The organism is Candidatus Krumholzibacteriota bacterium, from assembly GCA_034520215.1.
Lineage (GTDB): Bacteria > Krumholzibacteriota > Krumholzibacteriia > Krumholzibacteriales > WJIX01 > JAGHBT01.
The window spans coordinates 349,546-370,984 of the sequence record JAXHNR010000001.1 but is presented as its reverse complement, the minus strand read 5'-3'; the positions used below and the strand labels follow the sequence as shown (position 1 = coordinate 370,984).

General features: G+C 42.2%; 15 protein-coding genes. 7 read left to right on the top strand and 8 right to left on the bottom strand.

Annotated features, from left to right (window positions below; genetic code table 11):
- Window positions 1-118 precede the first annotated feature (118 nt).
- Window positions 119-1,297 (bottom strand): MFS transporter, encoded by a 1,179-nt coding sequence (locus U5O15_01545; GenBank protein ID MDZ7859349.1) that lies wholly within the window; start codon window positions 1,295-1,297, stop codon window positions 119-121.
- Window positions 1,298-1,574: 277 nt separating this feature from the next.
- On the opposite strand from U5O15_01545, the gene U5O15_01540 reads away from it, so the two are divergent.
- On the top strand, window positions 1,575-3,467 hold the full coding sequence (locus tag U5O15_01540; GenBank protein ID MDZ7859348.1) for a phosphoenolpyruvate carboxykinase (GTP): 1,893 nt from the start codon (window positions 1,575-1,577) through the stop codon (window positions 3,465-3,467).
- A gap of 119 nt (window positions 3,468-3,586) precedes the next feature.
- Here U5O15_01540 and U5O15_01535 read toward each other — a convergent pair whose 3' ends face one another.
- Window positions 3,587-3,976, bottom strand: a complete 390-nt coding sequence (locus tag U5O15_01535) for a hypothetical protein (protein ID MDZ7859347.1) — start codon at window positions 3,974-3,976, stop codon at window positions 3,587-3,589.
- Between the two features lie 337 nt (window positions 3,977-4,313).
- On the opposite strand from U5O15_01535, the gene U5O15_01530 reads away from it, so the two are divergent.
- Together U5O15_01530 and U5O15_01525 are read left to right on the top strand one after the other, a co-directional pair.
- Window positions 4,314-6,584, top strand: a complete 2,271-nt coding sequence (locus tag U5O15_01530; protein ID MDZ7859346.1) for a DUF5916 domain-containing protein — start codon at window positions 4,314-4,316, stop codon at window positions 6,582-6,584.
- 231 nt (window positions 6,585-6,815) lie between these two features.
- Window positions 6,816-7,757, top strand: coding sequence for a radical SAM protein (locus U5O15_01525; GenBank protein ID MDZ7859345.1), 942 nt, complete (start codon window positions 6,816-6,818; stop codon window positions 7,755-7,757).
- 38 nt (window positions 7,758-7,795) lie between these two features.
- Here the strand turns inward: U5O15_01525 and udk are convergent, their stop codons facing one another.
- The 5 genes from udk to U5O15_01500 all read right to left on the bottom strand — a co-directional run bounded on the left by udk (window position 7,796) and on the right by U5O15_01500 (window position 12,219).
- Complete coding sequence (gene udk, locus U5O15_01520; GenBank protein MDZ7859344.1) at window positions 7,796-8,446, bottom strand: uridine kinase; 651 nt, start codon at window positions 8,444-8,446, stop codon at window positions 7,796-7,798.
- Window positions 8,447-8,825: 379 nt separating this feature from the next.
- The gene (locus U5O15_01515; GenBank protein MDZ7859343.1) at window positions 8,826-9,038 is read right to left on the bottom strand and encodes a dodecin family protein; all 213 of its coding nucleotides are present in this window, start codon (window positions 9,036-9,038) and stop codon (window positions 8,826-8,828) included.
- Window positions 9,039-9,140: 102 nt separating this feature from the next.
- Window positions 9,141-9,410 (bottom strand): hypothetical protein, encoded by a 270-nt coding sequence (locus U5O15_01510; GenBank protein ID MDZ7859342.1) that lies wholly within the window; start codon window positions 9,408-9,410, stop codon window positions 9,141-9,143.
- Between the two features lie 234 nt (window positions 9,411-9,644).
- Entirely contained in the window at window positions 9,645-10,241 is a 597-nt protein-coding gene (locus U5O15_01505) for a hypothetical protein (protein ID MDZ7859341.1), read from the bottom strand.
- Window positions 10,242-10,713: 472 nt separating this feature from the next.
- Window positions 10,714-12,219, bottom strand: coding sequence for a sigma-54 dependent transcriptional regulator (locus U5O15_01500; GenBank protein ID MDZ7859340.1), 1,506 nt, complete (start codon window positions 12,217-12,219; stop codon window positions 10,714-10,716).
- Window positions 12,220-12,551: 332 nt separating this feature from the next.
- On the opposite strand from U5O15_01500, the gene U5O15_01495 reads away from it, so the two are divergent.
- Entirely contained in the window at window positions 12,552-12,917 is a 366-nt protein-coding gene (locus tag U5O15_01495; GenBank protein MDZ7859339.1) for a PqqD family protein, read from the top strand.
- Window positions 12,918-13,021: 104 nt separating this feature from the next.
- Here U5O15_01495 and U5O15_01490 read toward each other — a convergent pair whose 3' ends face one another.
- Window positions 13,022-14,899 carry a hypothetical protein gene (locus U5O15_01490; GenBank protein MDZ7859338.1) on the bottom strand — a complete coding sequence of 626 codons (1,878 nt, stop codon included), beginning with the start codon at window positions 14,897-14,899 and terminating at the stop codon, window positions 13,022-13,024.
- 301 nt (window positions 14,900-15,200) lie between these two features.
- Here U5O15_01490 and U5O15_01485 point away from each other — a divergent pair, with 301 nt between their 5' ends.
- The 3 genes from U5O15_01485 (at window position 15,201) to U5O15_01475 (ending at window position 21,274) form a co-directional block, all read left to right on the top strand.
- Window positions 15,201-16,649 (top strand): sigma-54 dependent transcriptional regulator, encoded by a 1,449-nt coding sequence (locus U5O15_01485; GenBank protein MDZ7859337.1) that lies wholly within the window; start codon window positions 15,201-15,203, stop codon window positions 16,647-16,649.
- 352 nt (window positions 16,650-17,001) lie between these two features.
- Window positions 17,002-17,541, top strand: a complete 540-nt coding sequence (locus tag U5O15_01480; protein ID MDZ7859336.1) for a hypothetical protein — start codon at window positions 17,002-17,004, stop codon at window positions 17,539-17,541.
- A gap of 91 nt (window positions 17,542-17,632) precedes the next feature.
- Window positions 17,633-21,274 carry a protein kinase gene (locus tag U5O15_01475; protein MDZ7859335.1) on the top strand — a complete coding sequence of 1,214 codons (3,642 nt, stop codon included), beginning with the start codon at window positions 17,633-17,635 and terminating at the stop codon, window positions 21,272-21,274.
- Window positions 21,275-21,439 lie beyond the last annotated feature (165 nt).

Here is a 21,439-nt window from a genome sequence, read left to right as displayed (position 1 = left end):
AGATGATATCCGGTGAGCAGCGGTAAACACCAGACGCTGCCGGCTTCAATTATAATCCGACGGGAGACCTTTTACGGTTTTTCCGTCGGATTTTTCTTAGAAGCATCCCTCTGACAAGTTAAGTATTAATAGATCCGCGTTTTACGAAATTGACGATTAATAGCATAACTGCCGCTGCCGAAAGAAGAACGGCAAGAGCTGAGAATGGTAAATCGAATCCGTATTCAGTCGCGGTATAACCGATAAGCGCTGAAGTGGGGCTCCCTATAAGAATTGTGAGAGAACGGTAAAAACCAAGTTTACCCCCTCTCCCCTTTTCCTCCCAGTAATGCATAAGATATGAATTGATTACCAGAAATATACTGGTCGCGAAGGAAAGAAGAAAAGAGACGAGGCATATAACCGGGAATGAATCTGTCCGCACCAGAAAACCGGCCGCGGCGGCTGTAACAAATAAGAGGATCATTATAATAATCTTTTTGTTGTACTTGTCGGAAAGAATTCCTATAAGGGGTTTTAAAAGAATCCCGCTGAAAGAAAGAAGGGAAAATGCGATCCCGGCCCTAAGAGAACTCAGCCCTTTGCTCTCTATCATATAGGCGGGGAAAAAAGAATTAAATCCCATCCAGGTGAAAACCAGAACTAAATTTACAATAAAAAATAGTCTTGTAGTTTTCTGATTAAGTACGCTAAGCCCGTCAGCAAAACGTTCTCTCAACGAAACTTTTCCAGGCAGCTTCGTTGTCTCCCTAGAGTATCTATAAAACATCCAGGCTACAGCGAAACTTAAAACAGCCCACACGAGAAAGATTCCTCTCCAGTGCAACCGCGACGCCAACAAAGGAAGGGCGATCGGCATTAGCCCCGCTATAGACCCGCTGCTCGCCTGTATGCCCAGGGCTCTTCCCCTGTCCTCTCTGTAGAGATCTGAAAGCATCGATATACTGGCTGTCTGAAAACATCCGCTTCCGATCCCCAGAAGCACAAGAAAGAAGAAAAACAGAAAATAGTAAAATGATAAAGCAAGAAACAGAAAAGCTGTTCCGAAGGAGATAAAAGCACACAGAATTGTGATCTTCCTCCCCTTTATATCAGACAGTACTCCAGAGGGAAACTGCATAATTCCATAAGAAAACCACATCCCCGTAATAGCATAGCCGGCCATCGCGTGATCTATGCCAAGACTTTCTTCGATTCTGATAAGAAGCGTTGACACCGTCAATCTTCCGGAAAGAACCAGAAACCATCCGATTGAAGTAAAAAGAAGAGCCGCGCCTTTTTTGTGTTTTATAGTCATAATAATTATAAAACCGTTCGAACTTTAAAAATCCATGCTGATTTCGAAAATACACGGCGTTGAGCAATTCCGCAAAGAATAAATTGATTTATCAACGCGTTGAACCGGATTTTCAAGTAACATCAATCTAACTTTGAATATTTTATGAATCTTAACGGAATGTAAACTTTTCTTTGCCATGAAGAACTATTTATTATAGTTTAAAGGCGGTTTATCCGTCGCCTCTACTTAAAAGGACGATAAGTTTTTCCTTTAATTTTCACGGGAGATGAGAGAAATGAATCCCAAGCCGATCGATAAATTAAGCGATTTTCTAAGCAATGATGATTTCAATAAATTGGCCCGTATCGACAACCCCCGGCTCCACAGTTTCATACTTGAAATGATCGATCTTTGTAAACCTGAAAAGGTTTCTGTTTATGACGATTCTAATGAAGATATTGAAAGAACTCGCAGTGCGGCTATTGATAATCATGAAGAAGCCCGCCTCGCCATCGACGGACACACAATACATTTTGACGGTTACTATGATCAGGCACGAGACAAAAAGAACACCAAATTTTTGGTGCCCACCGGAAAGGACCTCGGTCCTGAACTCAATTCAATCGACAGGGAGAGGGGGCTCGAGGAGATTCGCGGGATTATGTCAGGTATCATGAAAGGACATCAACTGCATATCAAATTCTTCTCGCTGGGACCCGCGAATTCTCCTTTCTCGATTCCGGCACTTCAATTGACAGACTCAGCCTATGTCGCGCATAGTGACGACCTTCTCTACAGACAGGGCTATAAGGAGTTTGTAAGGAAGGGGGCTGAAGCGAAATTCTTCAAGTTTATTCATTCCCAGGGAGAACTTACCGAAGCGGGTCTTGGACTGAAGGTAAGCAAAAATATCGAGAAGAGAAGGATATTTATCGACCTGGAAGAAGAATTGGTTTACAGCGCGAACACGCAGTACGGAGGTAATACGATCGGTCTTAAAAAACTCGCCATGCGGCTCGCTATAAACCGGGCTTCAAATGAAGACTGGCTCACAGAACATATGCTTGTGATGGGAATACACGGACCTGATAACAGAATGACATATTTTACGGGAGCTTTCCCGTCTATGTGCGGCAAAACCTCTACAGCCATGATCGAAGGTGAATCAATTGTAGGCGATGATATAGCATATCTTAAAAATATCGACGGGAAAACCCGCGCTGTAAATGTGGAATCAGGCGTATTCGGCATAATAGAGGGAATTAATCCGGATGAGGACACTATCCAGTGGAATACTATAACTACACCCGGAGATGTAATATTCACAAACCAGCTTGTAACTGAAGACGGAGATGTCTACTGGAACGGCAAACCGGGCAAAATTCCCGAAAAGGGAGTAAATCATTCTGGCGAATGGTATCCGGGCAAGAAGGACGATGAAGGTAATGAAATAACTCCCTCTCACAAGAACGCGAGATTTACATTCAAAATCGACACACTGGATAATGTCAGCAAAGAAGTTCACTCGCCGGAAGGTGTTCCGGTAAGCGGAATCATCTATGGAGGCAGAGATTCTGACACTTCAGTTCCTCTGAAAGAAGCCTTCGGCTGGGATCACGGAATAATCCTATACGGCGCCTGCCTTGAGTCTGAGACAACAGCAGCTACGCTGGGCAAAGAAGGGGTAAGAGTGTTTACACCTATGTCAAACCTCGACTTTCTTTCCCTTCCCATAGGAGAATATATTCAGAACAATCTCGATTTCGGCAAACAGTCCGAAGAACCCCCAAGCATTTTCGCTGTTAACTATTTCCTGAGAGATAAAGAAGGTAAATGGCTGAATGATAAGAATGATAAAAAGGTATGGCTTAAATGGATGGAGCTTAGAGCTCACAACGAAGCCAACTCTATTGAAACACCCACGGGGTCAATACCCGAATACGGCGATCTGAAGAGATTGTTCTTAGAAATATTCAATAAAGAATATTCGATGGAAGATTACATAGAACAATTTACGATCCGTATTCCTGAAAACCTTGCCAAACTGGAAAGAATGAACAAGATATTCAGAGAGAGAGTAACTGATACTCCAGACTCTGTCTTCAGCCACATAGAAGAACAGAAGAAACGTTTAGAAGACGCTCGAGGAAAATTCGGAGATTATATAAAGCCGGATAATTTCAAATAACCCGGAGAAACGCCGGCGGGAAGCAATTTCATATTCAACAAAATACAGCCCCCGCTAGTATATCAAGTTTGTGTATTGATCTTTTTGTTATTCCGAGGTAGTTTGCTCCACCCTTATTATCAGGCGCCGCGGCTTGTCTCATTATTTGCATTCTTAGCCGAAAGCATTGAAACAGTCTCTTCATTTGTAAGAACCCAGATAGAATAAACCCCCAGGGCTGTGCCTATCGGTATATCAAATAATTTCACGCAGCCGACAATGAGCAGGAAAATCCTCGACCATGACTTTCTCTTCAGAAGCCCGATCCCCCCTATAAGTCCCGGAATCGCAAACAGCAGTATAATCAAGTAAACAAATATGGCAATACTGCTTGTTATCGCTATAGCGTTGGGATCACAAGAGATAACACCCGCTCCGCCCAGAATAAACAGAACAGCGGTACCGAAGATAATTCCTATAATACTGTGTGCTATATGAAGACTCGCAAGTATAGTTATATGCTCTTTCAATTCAGCTCCTTCGTTAAAGTGATTTTATCATTGACACATCACCTCGAATTCAATTACTCGCTTTATCTTAATTACGGATTATACCATCTTTTTGTTGCACTGCAAAAAACAGTTTTTTAATCGGGAAAGGCAGGGCGGCTTTATGAAACTACTTGAGAAAAGTGGGTTAACACGTCATACTGCTGATAACATAACAACCCAGCCCGCACATTTTGACATCACACTTTCTTTTTTTATACTTGATGAAGAGAAACCTTTTCAAGATATTAGCGTATTAATATTAAAGAAGCATTTCAGTGACATTAGATAGATTTCAATACAATAAACAGGAGTTTATATGAATAGTGCAGCTAAAATGATCGGCATCTTATACTTACTTCTTTTGCCCGGCACCCTTTTCGGCAGCGCGGATGAGCGGGGGAAAAACTTTGTTCCGGTTTATAATCCAGTTCTTACCGTTCGCCGCACCAGCGGTGATATCCAAATAGACGGAAAATTAGATGATCCCGGCTGGAAGGGGGCCGCCAAAGCGGACAACTTCGCTGAACATAATCCGGGGGATCAGACCGAACCGGATGTCAAAACAGAGGTTTTAATCACCTACGACGATGAATATCTCTATGCAGCCTGGATATGTTACGACGACCCTGAAGACGTGCGCGCCTCTTTCTGTGAACGGGATCAGATATTCCAGGACGATACAGTCGTTTTAATGATCGACACATTCGGCGAAGCGGCAATGGCGTATGAGATAGCCGTCAACCCTTACGGTATCCCCGGAGATATCCTTATGTCCCCCGATGGAGGCGAAGACATCTCTTACGATCTTGTTTTCGAAAGCGCCGGGAGAATAACCGAATTCGGCTGGGTCGCTGAAATAGCGGTCCCCTTCGAAAATCTCCGTTTCCCCCAACGGGACAATCAAGTTTGGAAAATGGATTTCTGGCGCAACCGGCCGCGCGAATCGAAATTCCAGTATTCGTGGTCGGCTTACGACCGTGACGTGGACTGCTGGATATGCCAGTGGGGTACGGTAAAGGGAATCTCGGGAGTCAAACAGGGAACAGGATTTAAATTTCTGCCCGCGGTTGTGGCCCATCAGTCATCTTCCATGAACGACGGGGGCCGTATGGACAACGGAGATATTATAGGGGACGGCGCGCTGGGGATTTCTTATAATATTTCTTCCGAGATGAAAGCCGAAGTTACTGTAAACCCCGATTTCAGTCAGGTGGAGGCCGATGTCAACCAGATAGATGTCAACACAACTTTCGCGCTTAAATATCCTGAAAAGAGACCATTTTTTCAGGAGGGGAGCGACCTGTTCGACACTTATTTCAACACCGTTTATACGCGTTCGATAAACGACCCTATCCTGGCAGGTAAGATGACCTGGCGCGAGGGGGCAAACAGTCTAGCTTACCTCACGGCAAAAGACGAACATTCACCTATTATCCTTCCCTTCGAGGAAGAGAGCGGATTTGTGGAGAACGGAGAAAGTTATTCAAATATCCTTCGATACAGGCGGGATTTGGGAAAGCAGTCACATATAGGTCTGATTGCTACAGATAGGCGCTTTGCAGGCAGTGACGGCTACGGAACACTTTTCGGAATCGACGGCCAGATCCGTTTTACTCCAAGCAACTATACCAAGTTTCAGTTTTTATCAACACATACGCGTGAAGTGAACAAACCGGAACTCTCTGACAGTTCTCTAAACGCCATTCTCTTCGATGACGGAAAGCACACCGGGGCGCTGGACGGTGAATATTTCCGGGGGCACGCGTTTTTAACCCAGCTTACGCGCAGTTCCGGTGATTACAGAATTTCAGCGGAATACAGGGAACTGAGTCCCACTTTCCGCGCCGATAACGGAATGCAGCCTTCCAATAATCAACGTTCGGGTTCACTTTATATGCACAGAATATTCCGCTTTGAGGATAATGATTTAATAGAAACAATTGAATTATCGGGACACACGGGAAGAAAATGGAATCTCTCCGGTATTAAGAAAGACGAGTGGGTAAGCCCGGAAATGGTGATATCTTTCCGCAGGGCCCAGACAAAAATTCACAGCGAATATATGTACAGCAACGAACTGTTCAACGATATTCAGTTTAACGATATCTGGCAGTATCACACATGCTTTAGCACTGAACCGTCCGCCGCGCTGCGGTTCGGCGCTTATATAAACTACGGTCATAGAATCGCCAGGCATGATCTGGTGATGGGAAAAGAGAAAAGCTACGGACTGTGGGCGAACATAAAACCGATCGACAGGTTTATTATCAACACACAATTTAATTATCTGACCAGCGATAATCTCGATACTGGAGATAAACTGTTCTCCCAGTCTCTTTTCTGGACCCGCTTTTCGCTCCAGCTGTCGCGGGAACTTTCTCTGCGTATGGTAACCCAGTACAACGACAGAGACGATAAGTGGGATTTTGATCCTCTCCTGAAATACAGGATAAATTCATTCACGCTCTTTTATATAGGTTCAACTATCGATTACATAAACACATTTCCGGAAGATTACGGCAGGCGGGGCTGGGCAGTAACAGACCGCCAGTATTTTCTGAAACTGCAGTATCTCTTCCAGATATAGAATAAACTTTTTAAAAGCTACTTGCGGGAAGCAGTTTGACCTTTAAGTTCCGGATAGAAAGAAGTAAAAATTGTCATAAGTGAATATTTACAAAGCTTTATATAAGTATTATTAATAGTTAATAGGATGATAAACAGCTGGCGGCGGCGTTCGATACGGATAATGTGATTCCGCGGCCGGTAAACTCGTTCTTACATAACAGCGTAGTTCTTTCAAAGTCAGGTTTGTGTTATGTACAGTTATCTATTCGGGCCGGTCCCTTCAAGAAGACTCGGCATGTCGCTGGGTGTTGACCTTGTTCCTCACAAGGTATGTTCACTCAACTGTGTGTACTGCGAATGCGGCCGCACAACAAAACTTACGGCTGAAAGAAAAGAATACGTTCTTTACGATAAAGTAACCGTTGAGCTTAGGGATTTTCTAAAAAACAACCCCTTGCCTGACTACATAACATTCTCAGGTTCGGGAGAACCGGCGCTTAACTGCCGGATAGGAGATATTCTTCGGTTTATAAAATCGAACTGGAATAATATACCTGTAGCCGTGCTTACAAACGGCACTCTCTTCTATCAGAAAAATGTAAGGGAAGAACTTCTTCCGGCTGACCTTGTTCTTCCCTCTCTGGACGCGGCGTCTGAAGAGGTATTCCGAAGAATCAACCGTCCTTTAAAATCACTTAGTATTCACGACTGTATAGAGGGACTGATTGATTTCAGAAAAGAATACCGCGGAGAGATCTGGCTGGAAGTTCTTATAATACCCGGCTATAACGACAGCGAAGATGAATTGAAGCTGCTGCGGAAGGCTTTCGAGAAGATAAAACCCGACAGGGTGCAGCTAAACACCTTAGACAGACCCGGAGCTGTTACCGGACTTAAGCCGGCCCCGAGAGAACAACTGGAGTTGATATCTGATTTCTGGAAACTGGATAATGTAGAGATAATCGCAAAACCGATAGAACGAAAGGAAAAGAAATCCTACAGACCGGATACTGAATCGGCCATTCTGGAAACTATAAGAAGAAGACCCTGCACGCTGAAAGACCTATCTGAAATACTGGGGCTTCATATAAATGAAGTTAACAAATATCTCGACGTACTCGAGGGAGAGGGGAGGATCGAAACGGTTGAGCAGCAGAGAGGCGCTTTCTATAAATTGAAGGGAAAGCGATAGCAACCATCATTAAGGGGTACCAATTTCCACCGTCTTGATTACGATCCCGCATCCTGTATCATCTTATTAAATTCAGATATTATCTTCCCTGCTGTCAGTTCAGCAGGTTCTTTAGCGTCAACTATCAGGTCTGCGTACTCCCGTGTGGGAAGAACATATTTATTATACATGGGAACAACGGTATCATAAAACTGTCTGTAAACACCTTCTCTGGTTCTTCCCCGCTCTCTTGTATCACGCTTTACCCGGCGGGAAAGGCAAACATCCATATCGGCTTCGATAAAAACGCGGATATCCATAACCCTCCTCATTGATTCTCTAAGTAAAGCGTAGAGCCCCTCAATAATTAGTACAGAACGGGCGGTGCCTTCAGTGGACAGACGGCAGCGCGCTCCCCTGCTTAGTCCTTCTCTTGTATGAGTTCTGAAGTTATACGCGGGTATAACTATTTCCCGTCCTTCAAGCAGCTCTTTTATATGATTCTCCAGCAGTTCAAAATCAACAGCATCCGGTTTATCAAAATTGACCGAGGCTCTCTCTTCAGACTCCAGATCGGAAAGATCATAATAATAGTTATCCATCCGCAGCAGGACGTTTTCTCCGCCGGCCAGCATATCTGAGAGTTTATTCGCGATTGATGTTTTGCCTGAGCAGGAGGCTCCCGATATTCCAATAACAAACGGTCTCATTTATAACCCCAAACACCATAAAAATAAATCAAATGTTAAGAAAAAAGAGTGTAATCATACTTAAAGGAGCGCTTTGAGGGATATTCCCCCAGCATTCTCTTTTTCGTTTGGGCATACTTACGCTTCGGAAAGAACCTGTCATTTAAGGATCTTTTTTAAGCAGGTTTTACAGCATAATCTCCTGACGCCGCCGCTCTAAGACAGATACCTGGATAAACAAATGCTTATTGCAATTATTATCTAATCTGCTTCCGCGGATAAACGCTTAAGAACCAAATTATATAGTCCGCTTCACGGAAGCAGTATCAATTAAACTCCATTAACAGGCAGAAGCTGTATTTAAATGCTTACGCCCCGAGGAAATAATAATAAGGACCTCTTAGTCCCCTTTATATTTGAAAGACACTTTTACTCTCGCGCGGTAAGCGGAGACTTTGCCATCCTCGATATGCATATCCAGCTTTTCAACTTCAGCAATACGAAGATCCCTCAGCGATTTTGAAGCCTTCATTACAGCCGCCTCTGCCGCTTTCTCCCATGATTCTGTGCTGGTACCGACTAATTCTATTACTTTGTAGACACTATCGGACATAACAGCCTCCTTCTACATCGAAATGGAAAAAGATCAACCGGATACGGTTACTCAAATCTAAATATAACACAACCGGGCATCTTTAACCTAAACCGTTTTATATCAATGATCACCCTTTGAAAAAATCATATCCTTTGAGAGGATATCTGTCAAGTATTCCCTGTTATTGAAGCTTCCCCAATTTTTATAACCTATAAGGTAGTCGATGATTTGTAACAGTATGCGGCTGATTGATATTTTCAAAATCGTGGTCAATTCCCCCGGCGAGGGAATTGCCACTCCCACCTCGGGCTCGCTCTTTCTGCCCCTTCGGGCCAGAAATCCTTGCCCGCTCGCCCTCCGGAGGGTTTTGAAAATATCAATCAGCCGCACTCATCAGCAATGAAAGCCCTATTCCACTTACCAATCCTGATAAATGATAGTATCTCGCAATGTTAGTAAAATACTTGCCGGATCCCCGAGACTATATTATAAAATAATCAGCTCTTCTGCTATATATAAAAACCTCACCCGGAAAACACCGGATGAGGTTAAAAGCTATGCTGAGAGGCTTATTACCTTCCAATTTGTTTTAAGAATAATAATAAACCCTTAAACGCAAAGTGATCAGCGATACATCGACTTTATAGCGCCCCAGCTTTCTTCCTCCGATTCAACTACGCACTCATGAGTGATAACACCATTTGTAACTTCAAAGTTTACACCCATAACATCTATCGACACCCATTCAGGATTGTAATCATATACGATATAGTCAAAAACGTAATGAGTTACTACATCAGGAACGGGGCACTCTGTTAAGAGTGTTTCTCTCATTATGTGTTCTTCTTCGATAAACTCCGGTATACTGGGTATAGGAGGATACTGTGTTCCATATCCCAGATATGACCATTCAGGTGTTGACCAGTTTACAGCGAAACAGATGTTGCTGGAATTGGCCGGGTCTAAAACGACCAGATCGAATTCGATGTGTATTATTTTCCCCCTGTTGAAATCCAAAGGATCGTCATAGAACCATTCATTTATCCAGCCCGAATCATACTCATACCACATTCCGCCTTCATATCCGCTTCCTCCACCCTCTATTATTTCACAACTTGTACCTATTGTAATAAAGAAGGAGTCGTTGTGTACTTCAGCGGCAACATTGGAAGCGAAAAAAAGCAATAAACTAAAACAGATAACAATACCAATTTTTTTCATGTTCATACCCCCTAAAAAAGACTATCTGACACAAACCAAGCTTGTTAATACCTTTTAAACAAGCTGAAAAAGAAAACCGGGAAGAAAAACTTCCCTAAAACCTATTGTTCACCTCCTTTATAATCAAAATTACGAAATGACATACTACCCTTTCTCTACCTTAGACAAGGTTCGCAAAGCAAAAATCATAGTTATATTGTTTTGATTATTTGTTTGTGATCCTTAGCTTTTTTCTCTGAAACCACCTTCTTCTAATAAATATCATAACGAATACTGCTCACTTTTATGCCGCTTATTATATCACAGAGTGTAATATATTTCAACTATAAAGATAATTTTGCAGTTTTATATTAAATTTTGTTATATCTGATGAAATTTGACTCAATATCTTATGTTTTCCTACTTGCCTTATAAATTACTGGCCGAACAAACGGTTAAAAACTTCTATATTCAGCTGTTTCTTCATCTAAGGTCACATTAGCCGGTATTTCTTTATCTTGTTCAAGAGGCCCTGTCTGGAAATACCCAGAACCTCAGCGCTTTTTGACCTGTTACCATCGAACTTCTCCAGTATATTCGAAATCATCTCTCTTTCCAGATTAATAATCGCGGCGGGAAGTGTCTTTGCGTATTTACAGGTATCTGACATTTTATCTGCGGTCTTTACACTTAATTTTTCTGAAAGTGTTTCCTCGGGAATAATCCTGCTTTCTCCGTTAAATACAGAAGCTCTTTCCATTTCATTCGCCAGTTCTCTTACATTCCCCGGCCAGTTATAGGACAACATTCTATTCGCCGCGGATGCTGAAAGCCTGGATAGCCTAGCATTCTCCTTTTCCGCCTGTATACTAAGAAAATAGGAAGCGAGCGGTAAAATATCTTCCTTCCTTTCCCGTAACGGCGGGACCACTATCCTCGTTCCGCAAACGCGATAGAACAGATCGGCCCTGAAGCCGCCCTCCTCTACGAGCTTTGAAAGATTCCTGTTCGTGGCGAATATAAACCTCACATCTATTTTTCTTCTGCCGCTTTCACCGACCCTCCTTATCTCTCTTTCCTGAATTACCCTCAGAAGAGCCGCCTGCAGATTAGCGGGCATCTCTCCTATCTCATCGAGGAAGAACGTACCTCCCCCAGCGCTTTCAACTAGCCCGGCTCTTTCCCCTACCGCCCCCGTAAAGGCTCCCCTCGCGTGTCCAAAGAGTTCCGAGCGAAGCAGAGAAGGCTGCACTTCCATACAGTTTACCGTAACAAGAGGGCCGGAGGCTCTTCCGCTTAATCTATGAATATTGCGGGCTATTACCTCCTTTCCAGTACCGCTTTCACCTTCGATAAGCACAGACAGTTCACTCGGGGCTATTTTTTGAATCTGCTGCTTGAGAGATCTGATGATTTCTGAATTTCCAATAATAGGCGGATCGAATAATTTTTTTTTGTCAGTCCTTACAAAAGGTATATTCGCTTCGGTATCCTTTACATGAAGAAGGGGCAGAACCTTTTCGATAAGGTTGAAACAGAATCGGTGGTCAGAATTTTCCCAACCCTTATCGGCGGTCCTGCGCTCTCTGCCGATCTCAAGAGATATTTCGACATCAAGATCATCTGCTATTCCTCTAAAAACAAGAGGGGCGCCTCCCCGTACAGATACGCGCCAGCGGGGCGGCAAACCAGGAACAGCGCTGAACCGCCCAGGGTTATACGAAAAGGAAAATGGGCGTTTCTGAGGCGAGACCATCTTTCCTTCTATGTTCCGTCCTATTTGAGAGGCAGAAAAAAGAAGACTCTGTACTGCGTTTCGTTCTAACCCCCGGTCTAATAGAATACCTCCGTAACACTCATCTTTTGACTCATATCTTTCCCTGAAGAGAATCACCTTTCTCTCTTCAACAGAACGTGAAATTGTAAAAAGCGCTGCTGAGGCTCCGCAAACAACACAGAGCCTCCGTACAATTTCCCCCATAACCCTGTTCGCGTCCATAGAACACCGCTTCAACTAAATGTAAAAATAATATTCAAGGGCGGCACGGATCATTACGCCCGATATTCATATTTATCTATAAACATACCGTTAATATCTTTTCTAAATATAAAGCAACCGGTATTCCACAATTGAATTATCTGTGTAACTGCAATATATACTTTGAGTTATATTGAATGTCCTGCTACAAAGTATTATTTTACTGTCAGTTTTCCGACAGCCCCCTTCAGCATCTCCTTGACTTTGAGCCTCTCTGCCAAGTAACATTCGGTACTCGAGATTCTTACTTAACAGTCAAATTTCCGACACCTTCAGCAATTGGCAATAAAAATATGAAACCAGAAAAAGAGATAAATAAAAAAGAAGTCAATCTTCTCAAACTCATTCCGGAAAGACAAATAGAATACAGCACGGGAGAGGACGGGATTGTAACTCTGCTCGCGTTAAAATTTAAGAACAGGTTTCTTGTTAAATATCTGTTGCCGAGATTTAAAAATCGCTTCTTCAAATATAAACTCGATAAGATAGGGAGTTTTGTATGGTTGATGTGTGACGGGGAGAAAAGGGTCGAAGAAATAGGGGACCTGATGAAAGAAGAATTCGGAGAGGAAGCAGAACCCCTCCTCGACAGACTGGGGCTGTTCCTCAGCCACCTTGAAAAGTCCGGTTATATATCTTTTACAAATGTTGAAAAATAAGAGGCATAAGCTCTGAATATGTCCGGCCGGCAGGTCGGTTTTTCAATTTCACACAGAATACATTTTTTCTGAAGTTTTCTCTCCGCATCCTAAAAGCATAAATCTTACCTGCGAATGATCACCGTGTTCATACTCGCGTGGTCATCACTTTCAATAAAAACATCAAGCGAAGTTTCATTGGTAAAATTTAATTCTATAAACTCAGGAGCCAACGCTCTTAAATCACCCTCTGCCGGAAAAACTGCTGAGGTGATGCCGCTAATGTTAAGCGGCTCAAAATCAGCCGCCAAATCAAGTGAAGAGTATTTAAAGCGTTCATCACATTCAATACCCCGTATATTTAAATACAGCGCGGCCGTCCAGTCGGCAAAAAGGTCTATAAACCTCTCGCCTGTTACATTTTCAATATTTTCTACTCCCGATTTTTTTGACTGAACAAGTTCCCGGAATATAATATCACCATATCTGTCTCCGAGATATCTCAGAAAGAGAAAAGCGGCCCCGCGTCTCGCTATAGTATCATCACCGTAAACAAGCGAGGCATTCCCCGGATCAGCAAAGTATTCATTAACCCTTCCAATATTATTCGCGTAATGCTCATTAAGATATTCAGCAATATGCGCGAGACCTTCCTCCAGCCACAATTCTTCCATATAAAGAGCTGAGGCACCCCCGCCGTATTTTAAAATTCTGTAATTGAACATTATCATATGAAGAAATTCATGTCCCAAGACACCAGCTACCGCCTCCAGAGCCTCTTCCTTCGGAAGCACATAGCCGTAGATGCCACCCGGATCAGGTACGACTGTATAGAATATCTCCATACCGTTTGTACAGCGCGGATTCACAAGGGAGGGCAAAAGATCAACCGGAAGGAAAAACCCCGTTATATACCAGTCTTGGCCTCCGGGCGTAAGTTCGTTGATAACAGGGGACATAAGTATCGCCACCTTGCCGTCTCCATTGATATCAGACTCCTCGCCATAAGACTCACGGTCTATCTGGTAAACACTCTGCTCAAATTCCTGCCCTAAACTCACGATTTCTAAATCTGTCACACATCCCGGATCTGTAGATATGTCAAGATAAAGGAGTGTGTGATTTCCTTCATATTTTAAATCAGCGACCACGGTTGTATAGCTGTTTGTATCAAAGGTTGACCCTTCATATTCACTGTAAACATCAAACTCCGCTGTAGCAGGCACTCCCCTTACGGGTGAAAATGACCTCCCCTTTTCAGGCCCGTATGATAACTCAGCTCCCCCGCTCTTTAGAAGCTCCGCCGTTTCTTCTCTTTTCTTTTTATCAAACCCGGAAACTTCAATATCCCTGTAACCATTGGACACACCTTCAGATCTTTTATCACCGTAAACCTTCTTTTTTTTGCTTGCCGCCGCTGCGGCATCCCCTGTTGCTGCTTCAAATTCAATCGAATAACTGTAATTAACAGACAAATCAGACGGGGAAGGAGAATTGCTGAATAGAATCATCATATGCCGAGTTTCCCCCCCGCTTGTTAGAGGAAAATTAAAATTCTCAGAGCAGAAAAACCCCTTACCCACATCGCCCTTTTTAAACTCCACATAGAAGGGCAGCAAAGCCGTTGAAATGAAGATGTCGCCTCCTGAAAAAGGTATAAATCCCGCGATCGGACTTATCTGCTCCGCTCTCAAACTGCCCGTAAAAACACCGTCCGGGACAACCGCTTTTAGAACCCCCCTGTCTCCTTCGAATGGGACTGCGTACATGGCAATCGCTTCTCCTGCCACTTCACCGGGAAAGAAGGCTATCCTGTTCTTTAGGGGTGTGGGATTAAACCGATCGCCTTCAACAATAACCGTATCTCCCATCCCCGCCGAGTCAGGTAAGACCGAATCTATCACAGGGGGCAGACCTGCCTCCTTATCCCCGCCGCAGCCTGAATAAAGAATTGGTAAAAATAGCAGAAAAATAATAAATGCTGATTTAAAAAAACTTGTCAAGATATGATCTCCTTTTTTTATTCGGATCCCAAACAGGTAAATTCATGATTCCTTGAAAAAACTACAGTTTTCATATTTTATACTCCGACAGAATAATCTGTACCTGAAAAATACCAAAGAAGACCCCCCGCCGCAACAGAATGCTTGAAGGTAAAAACCCATAGGAAAGAATCGGCTGAACGCACACCTGTAAGATTTCCCCGGAAATAGAGGATGTTACCGATATAAGGCATATATCTTGCTTTTTCTAACTCATGGAACGAATACACTGATTATAACCCTAAAATAGGCCGGTCTAAAGATGGATCTTGTTGTTGATATTATAAACCCCGGTAAGGATAGTCCTATTGCTACGGACTGCGCCGAGGCCGGATGGAAAGTTAAGGAATTTCCCTCTATAGAAGATTTTACCGCCTCTAAAAGAAAGACCTTCGCGCCGTTGTTGATCCTATCTGTCCCTGAATCATGGCAAAAGGAGCAGCGGACTGAAGCAGCCGCAGCCATTACAGACTGGCATGATCAATATTCAAAAAGTCAGATCCTTCTTCTTTTACCCGACAACTACAGGAAAAGCGACATAGCTGCCATTGAATTCAGCGCCCGCCATATTCTGTTCAAACCGTACAGCAGGAAAGACCTCCACCAACTTCTTGTGCAGATAGCCCAGGGTGTCGGAAAACGGGAGAAAAAACAGACTATTGATAAAATCAACAGAAAACCTGAAGGTTTTCAGAATATCATAGGCGTCAGCAGGCCGATCCTGGATGTAATAGATACCGCTAAGAAAGTCGCTTCAAGTGAAAGCACTTCAATTATGATAACCGGTGAAAACGGGACGGGCAAAGGCGCCATCGCCAAAGCGATACACACGTCGAGCCTCAGGAAGGACGGCCCCTTCATAGAAATAAACTGCGCGGCGATCCCCCGCAATCTTCTCGAAACTGAATTCTTCGGGCATGAAATGGGGGCTTTTACAGACGCGAAAGAAAGAAAGATCGGTCTGTTCGAATGCGCTAACGGAGGGACGGTATTCCTCGATGAGATAGGAGAAATCGATTACAGACTCCAGGCAAAACTCCTTAAATTCCTCGACTCCAGGACAATAAGAAGAGTCAGCGGCACTCAGTTTCTTCCCGTTGACCTTCGGATTATATCGGCTACGAATAGAAACCTGAAAAAGGATGTACAGAATAAACGATTCAGAGCGGACCTGTTCTACAGGCTGAATGTGGTAGAAATATCTCTTCCTCCTCTGAGGGACAGAATAGAGGACATCGAACCGATAGCCAGATATTACGCAGGGCAGTTCTCAACCCGCCTTAAAAAAGGGGAAATTGCTTTAACAGATGAAGCTGTTGAAATCCTCAAACGATACAGCTGGCCGGGTAATATCCGTGAATTAATAAATATTATCGAAAGAGCCGTACTGCTGAATACAGGCGGACAGATCAGAGCGGAAGACCTTCCCTTAAAGACAGAAAAGAAAGAAAGAACTATAGACATCACTCAAGAGAAGGGAACTATAAAGATCGATCTTCCGCCTGGAGGAACACCTATGAGAGAGATAGAGAAAGCGACTATTATTGCCGCTCTGAGGCAAACCCGCGGCAATGTAACCGCTGCAGCCAGGCTTCTTGAGTTAGAACGGGGAACTATAAGGTATAAGATGAAAAAACACGGAATAGACCCGTCAGAAATAAAGGAAAACTCCAGAAACGGTCAATATGCGCCTGTTTCTGTATCTGGTTGACATACAATAATTTACAAGCTTACCGCTGCTTTACCCTTAAAACAAACCCGATTTTCCCCTGAAAAATCCGCAATTGCTTTGAGTCAGAAAGTACCCATGCCTGAATAAATTTATTTATACGGAAGGGTTAAAAGGCCTTTAAACATAAGATTACGATAGTCATATCTGATTAAATAACTTTGAGTTACGCTATCTTAAATTAAAGAAAAATATTCCTGTTCCGGTTCGAATTAATCATTTCCGCAGTGCTTAAACACTCTATGGCATCGGCATTGCCTTATTGAAGTAACTGGAAAACGAAAGTAATGAATGATTTTAAAAGTTTTGCCTTAACCCTCAGGAGGTGGGAAGAATGTCAGGACAATCCATAGCACGAAAATTCCTCACTTTAATTACCTTCCTCAGTGTACTGGCTGCTATCGGCTGTGGAGATTACTCTCCTGTTTCCCCCTCGCAGGAAAATAATGATTTGTCCGGTGTCGAGAACCCCCTTTTCGTTCAGCTTCTCTCCACCTCTGAGGGTTCCTCCAGACCTATTGTGGGAACAGCTTCAAAAGTTATTTCCGCCGGGGAAGGCGGAACAATCGATAACGGTTACTTCAGTCTTTATTTCCCGCCGGGAGCGCTCGATAAGGACACGGAGATAACGATTGAAATGCCCAGGTTCCCAAGCGCGGTTGTAGAGCTGGGACCCCATGGAATAGAGTTCAACAAAGATGTGATAATGTCACTATCGACCGATCTTATAGACTCAGAAAATAGGGAGATCAAAGTAGTCTGGTTCAATGAAGAAACCGGGATCTGGGAATATATCGGTGAATATACTGAAGATGGCCAAGTTAAAGCAGAGCTGGAGCATTTTAGTGATTATGGTATAGAAGATAAATATTAATGAATATTTGTAGCCTTTTATCAAACCCTCCGGTTTACCCGGAGGGTTTTTTATTGGTATTTTCAAGTTCTTCCCCTTAAGATACTCCATTATGGAGAGAGAATATAAACTGCCGGCAAGATACATAAAATTGGCCACGCTCGGGAAAGGCGCCGCAGGGAAAGTATTTAAGGTAAAGGATACTATCAGCGGCAATATTATTGCTCTGAAAATATTAAACAATCTGAAAACAAACTCTGCAAAGACACTTGCCAACGAATTTAAGACACTCTCTTCACTTGATCACACGGGGCTTATAAAAGTGTGTGATTTCGGAATCCTTCAAAACAACATCCCGTACTTTACGATGGAACTCATAAATGGAAGAGATCTTAGAAGTTTCATTTCTCAAAATAAAAATTTGTATCTCTTACCTGATATTCTAGAACAGATAATCAACGCCCTGTCATACCTTCACAAAAAAAATATACTCCACGGTGATATAAAACCTGAAAATATTATGTTAATAAATAATAAAACAGGACAAATAACTGTTAAACTACTCGACTTCGGACTCGCCTCAGCTTCTTCCACAATAAGAAAGAGTATAAGCGGTACACCGCGATTTTTAGCTCCGAAAATTCTAAAAAATGCTAAATACTCTGAAAGCTCAGATCTATATGCTCTCGGCATGACTCTGATTGAATCTATAACGGGAATAAAAGCTCCAATCGCTTCAAATATCAGAAATAATTTCTACGAAGAAAATTATAAACTGCTCTCCGGACATCTTTCCGCCGCCGGTGTCAAGAACGCCTTCTCTCTCTCTTTATTCATTCTTGACCTATGCAGAATAGACCGGGATGAACGAATTTCTGATTCAAAGGAAGCCCTCCAGGAAACATGGCTCCTTGCAAGTAAAAAGGAACATAGCAAGATCAAACTTAACGAAAATATTCTTGTTGGAAGAGACAAGGAACTTGAAGAAATTGATACCTTCTTAAGTGACGATAAGTTTAATGGGAAAACGCTTATCCTTGAAGGAAAGAGAGGGGTTGGTAAAAAGAAATTATTAGCAGAATGCGTTAAGAAAGAGCAACTGGCAGGGCAGTTTGTCTTTGATCTATCAGGCGATCTATATTCCGATAATTCATTCGATAGATTCATAGAAACCCTCTCGGAAAATCTTTCTTCTATAGATAAGAGAAAACTCATATCTAGCCATAAGAAAATACTAAGTTCAATAGCTGAAAGGAATAAAAGCGGCAAAACAGTTAAGGAAGACAGCTCCGTTATTATCTATGATAATATTATACAGTTTATTCATAAACTGTCTATAAAACAACCTGTTCTGATCTGCATTCCGGATATCAACCGTTTCAGCGCTGATTTTCTTCGTTTCACTAATCATCTCGTATATGAAACTGATTTTCTTGGCTCAAGAACAAGAGTTATCATTTCAAAAAGTACAGACATTTCCATATCCAGGATATACAGGGAAACATATCAAGAAATTACAGCTTTGGAGCCAACTTCATCTTTGAATATAAATCCTCTTGGCAAAACCCATATTAAGCAGCTTGCGCATGAACTCCTTGGTGATAATACATTTAATGACAAAGAAATCAGGGAACTCCATGAACGAACAGATGGTATTCCACTGTTTCTAATAGAAGTATTAAAACAGCTAGCCTCGGAAGGGATTATAGAACATTTCGGAGGCGCCACGCGGCTAAACAGAATTGCCTATAAAGAATACCGGCTGCCTGAAACCCTTAAAGAGACAGCCGCCGCATCTTACAGAAGACTGACAAGAAAAGAGAAGAATATTCTTCAGGCAGCAGCTTTCTTTGAAAAGAGAATTTCAGTAGAAAAACTGTCTGAACTGTTATCGAAAACGAAAGAAGATATAACCCAGTCAATACAAATCCTGACCGGGAAAAAGATTCTACATCTGGAAAAAGGCTATATTGAGTTTAATCAATCGATATTCAAAGAATTTATACGGGCAAAGACATCCTGGAAGAAAAGAGTCAGCCTGAATAGCGAGATAGGACGAATGCTTGAGGGAGATAAATCGACAAATTCAGTCCAACTCGCGAAACACTTTATATACGGGAGGGTGCCGGATAAAGCTCTAAAATACGGTCTTCTGGCCGCGGGTGAATTAAAAGAAAGATATGAAATCTATGATTGTCTCGACCTTCTTGCAAAACTGAAGAAACTGATAAAAAATAAGGGGAACAGCAGACAACTGTATTCAGTGCTGGAGCTTATCGCCCCGATTGAACTTCAGGCCGGGTTAACGCAGCATGCTATAGATGATTTTGAAAGACTTATCGAACTTGGCTCCTCCGACACACAGAAAGCTGAATATTATAAGGAACTTGGTATAATTTATTCCGACTATCTGGGTAAAGAAAGAAAACCTAAAAAGCTGTTTGATAAAGCTCTAGAATTAGCAGTCCGCGCTAAGAATAAAAAACTACAGAGTGAAATACTGCTTAATCTTTCGGAATTAACTGAAGATAGAAGACTGGCAATTACAAATAAAGCTGCAAGAATAGCTAAGGGTACTGATATTAATACATACGCCATTGCTCTTTCTAAATATCTCTATCATGAGAAAATCGGAGGTAACGAAGAGAAAACTATTGACATTATAAAAGAATTAGAACCATTAATAAACTCGGTTGATACATATACAAGAAAAAAGATACTATCCCGTCTATCTTCATTCTATTTTTTCAGCGGAGATTATGATAAAATAAAAAAATATCTTGATATTAAACTTAAAATGGATAACCAAACTAATGACGGCTTAAATAAAATTCTTAGTTTAAGGATGCTCGGAGGAATCAATTATATAAACGGGGAATTCCATGAGGCAATAAATATTCTTAAAGAAATTACCGAAGTTGCCGGTAAGTATAAGGCATTATTACCATTTCTGACTAATATATCCAATCTAGCCCTTATGTATTACTCATTGGCAGAATATAACAAGGCCATGTTATCGCTCAATGAAGGAATAAGGATAATAAAAGAATACAGAATTAAACAAGTTTACCACCGATTTACAGGAAAGTTCTGTTTGATTTATCACACTCTCGGAAATGAAAAAGAAAATGATTTCCAGAAGTATTACAAAAAAACAAAAGAAAATGCTTTAAGATTTAATAATACAATACAATTCGGGATTTCACAACTATACAAAACACGCTTTTACTCCCAGCGGCTTCAATGCGGCAAAACTGTCAAATACATACAAAAAGCCCTCAAATCTTTCCGCAAAACAAACGACAGAGACGATATCGTAGACGCGTTAATAACACTCAGCATGATTAACCTTGAAGAAGGTAAACACACAGAAGCAGCCGGGAACCTGAAAGAAGCCCGTGCTATCTTTAACGAAATCCACTGCAGATATTTAGAACCGTCCCTCCTTCTCGCCGAGGGCGGGCTTGCCCGGAAAAATCAAACACAAAAAGCCGAAAAGATACTCAAAGCGGGACTCAAATTGAGCAAGAAAATGGGAACAAGAGAAACCACCTGGCAGTTATACCGCCAGCTAGCTCTCTACTACAGAGCAAACGGCCAAATTAACGAGACCATCTCAAACTATCGTAATTCCATTGAAACAATAAGACAGATAACAGAATCTATCGAAGGGGATAAACTTAAAACAAGCTACCTGTCTGTGCCATTTAGGAAAAGGGTATTTGATGAGATAAGAGAACTTAAAAATCAATAAGATAAGATACCTCATAGATCCATCGGAAGATATCTTCCTCGGAGTAAATTAATAAAATATCATCTTAGTTAAGAGAATCTCTCAAACCGTTACTGCACCGTATTTGCAAAAGCTGCCCAAATACTTGAGAACCCCTGGACATCAGAGCGGTTATTTGATATATAA

Bases quoted from the DNA above. Each gene is read 5' to 3' on its own strand.
- U5O15_01515 (MDZ7859343.1), bottom strand. From the start codon at position 9,038: ATGTCCGATAGTGTCTACAAAGTAATAGAATTAGTCGGTACCAGCACA.
- U5O15_01500 (MDZ7859340.1), bottom strand. From the start codon at position 12,219: ATGGACGCGAACAGGGTTATGGGGGAAATTGTACGGAGGCTCTGTGTT.
- U5O15_01505 (MDZ7859341.1), bottom strand. From the start codon at position 10,241: ATGAAAAAAATTGGTATTGTTATCTGTTTTAGTTTATTGCTTTTTTTC.
- U5O15_01485 (MDZ7859337.1), top strand. From the start codon at position 15,201: ATGGATCTTGTTGTTGATATTATAAACCCCGGTAAGGATAGTCCTATT.
- U5O15_01540 (MDZ7859348.1), top strand. From the start codon at position 1,575: ATGAATCCCAAGCCGATCGATAAATTAAGCGATTTTCTAAGCAATGAT.
- U5O15_01545 (MDZ7859349.1), bottom strand. From the start codon at position 1,297: ATGACTATAAAACACAAAAAAGGCGCGGCTCTTCTTTTTACTTCAATC.
- U5O15_01475 (MDZ7859335.1), top strand. From the start codon at position 17,633: ATGGAGAGAGAATATAAACTGCCGGCAAGATACATAAAATTGGCCACG.
- U5O15_01530 (MDZ7859346.1), top strand. From the start codon at position 4,314: ATGAATAGTGCAGCTAAAATGATCGGCATCTTATACTTACTTCTTTTG.
- udk (MDZ7859344.1), bottom strand. From the start codon at position 8,446: ATGAGACCGTTTGTTATTGGAATATCGGGAGCCTCCTGCTCAGGCAAA.
- U5O15_01525 (MDZ7859345.1), top strand. From the start codon at position 6,816: ATGTACAGTTATCTATTCGGGCCGGTCCCTTCAAGAAGACTCGGCATG.
- U5O15_01480 (MDZ7859336.1), top strand. From the start codon at position 17,002: ATGTCAGGACAATCCATAGCACGAAAATTCCTCACTTTAATTACCTTC.
- U5O15_01495 (MDZ7859339.1), top strand. From the start codon at position 12,552: ATGAAACCAGAAAAAGAGATAAATAAAAAAGAAGTCAATCTTCTCAAA.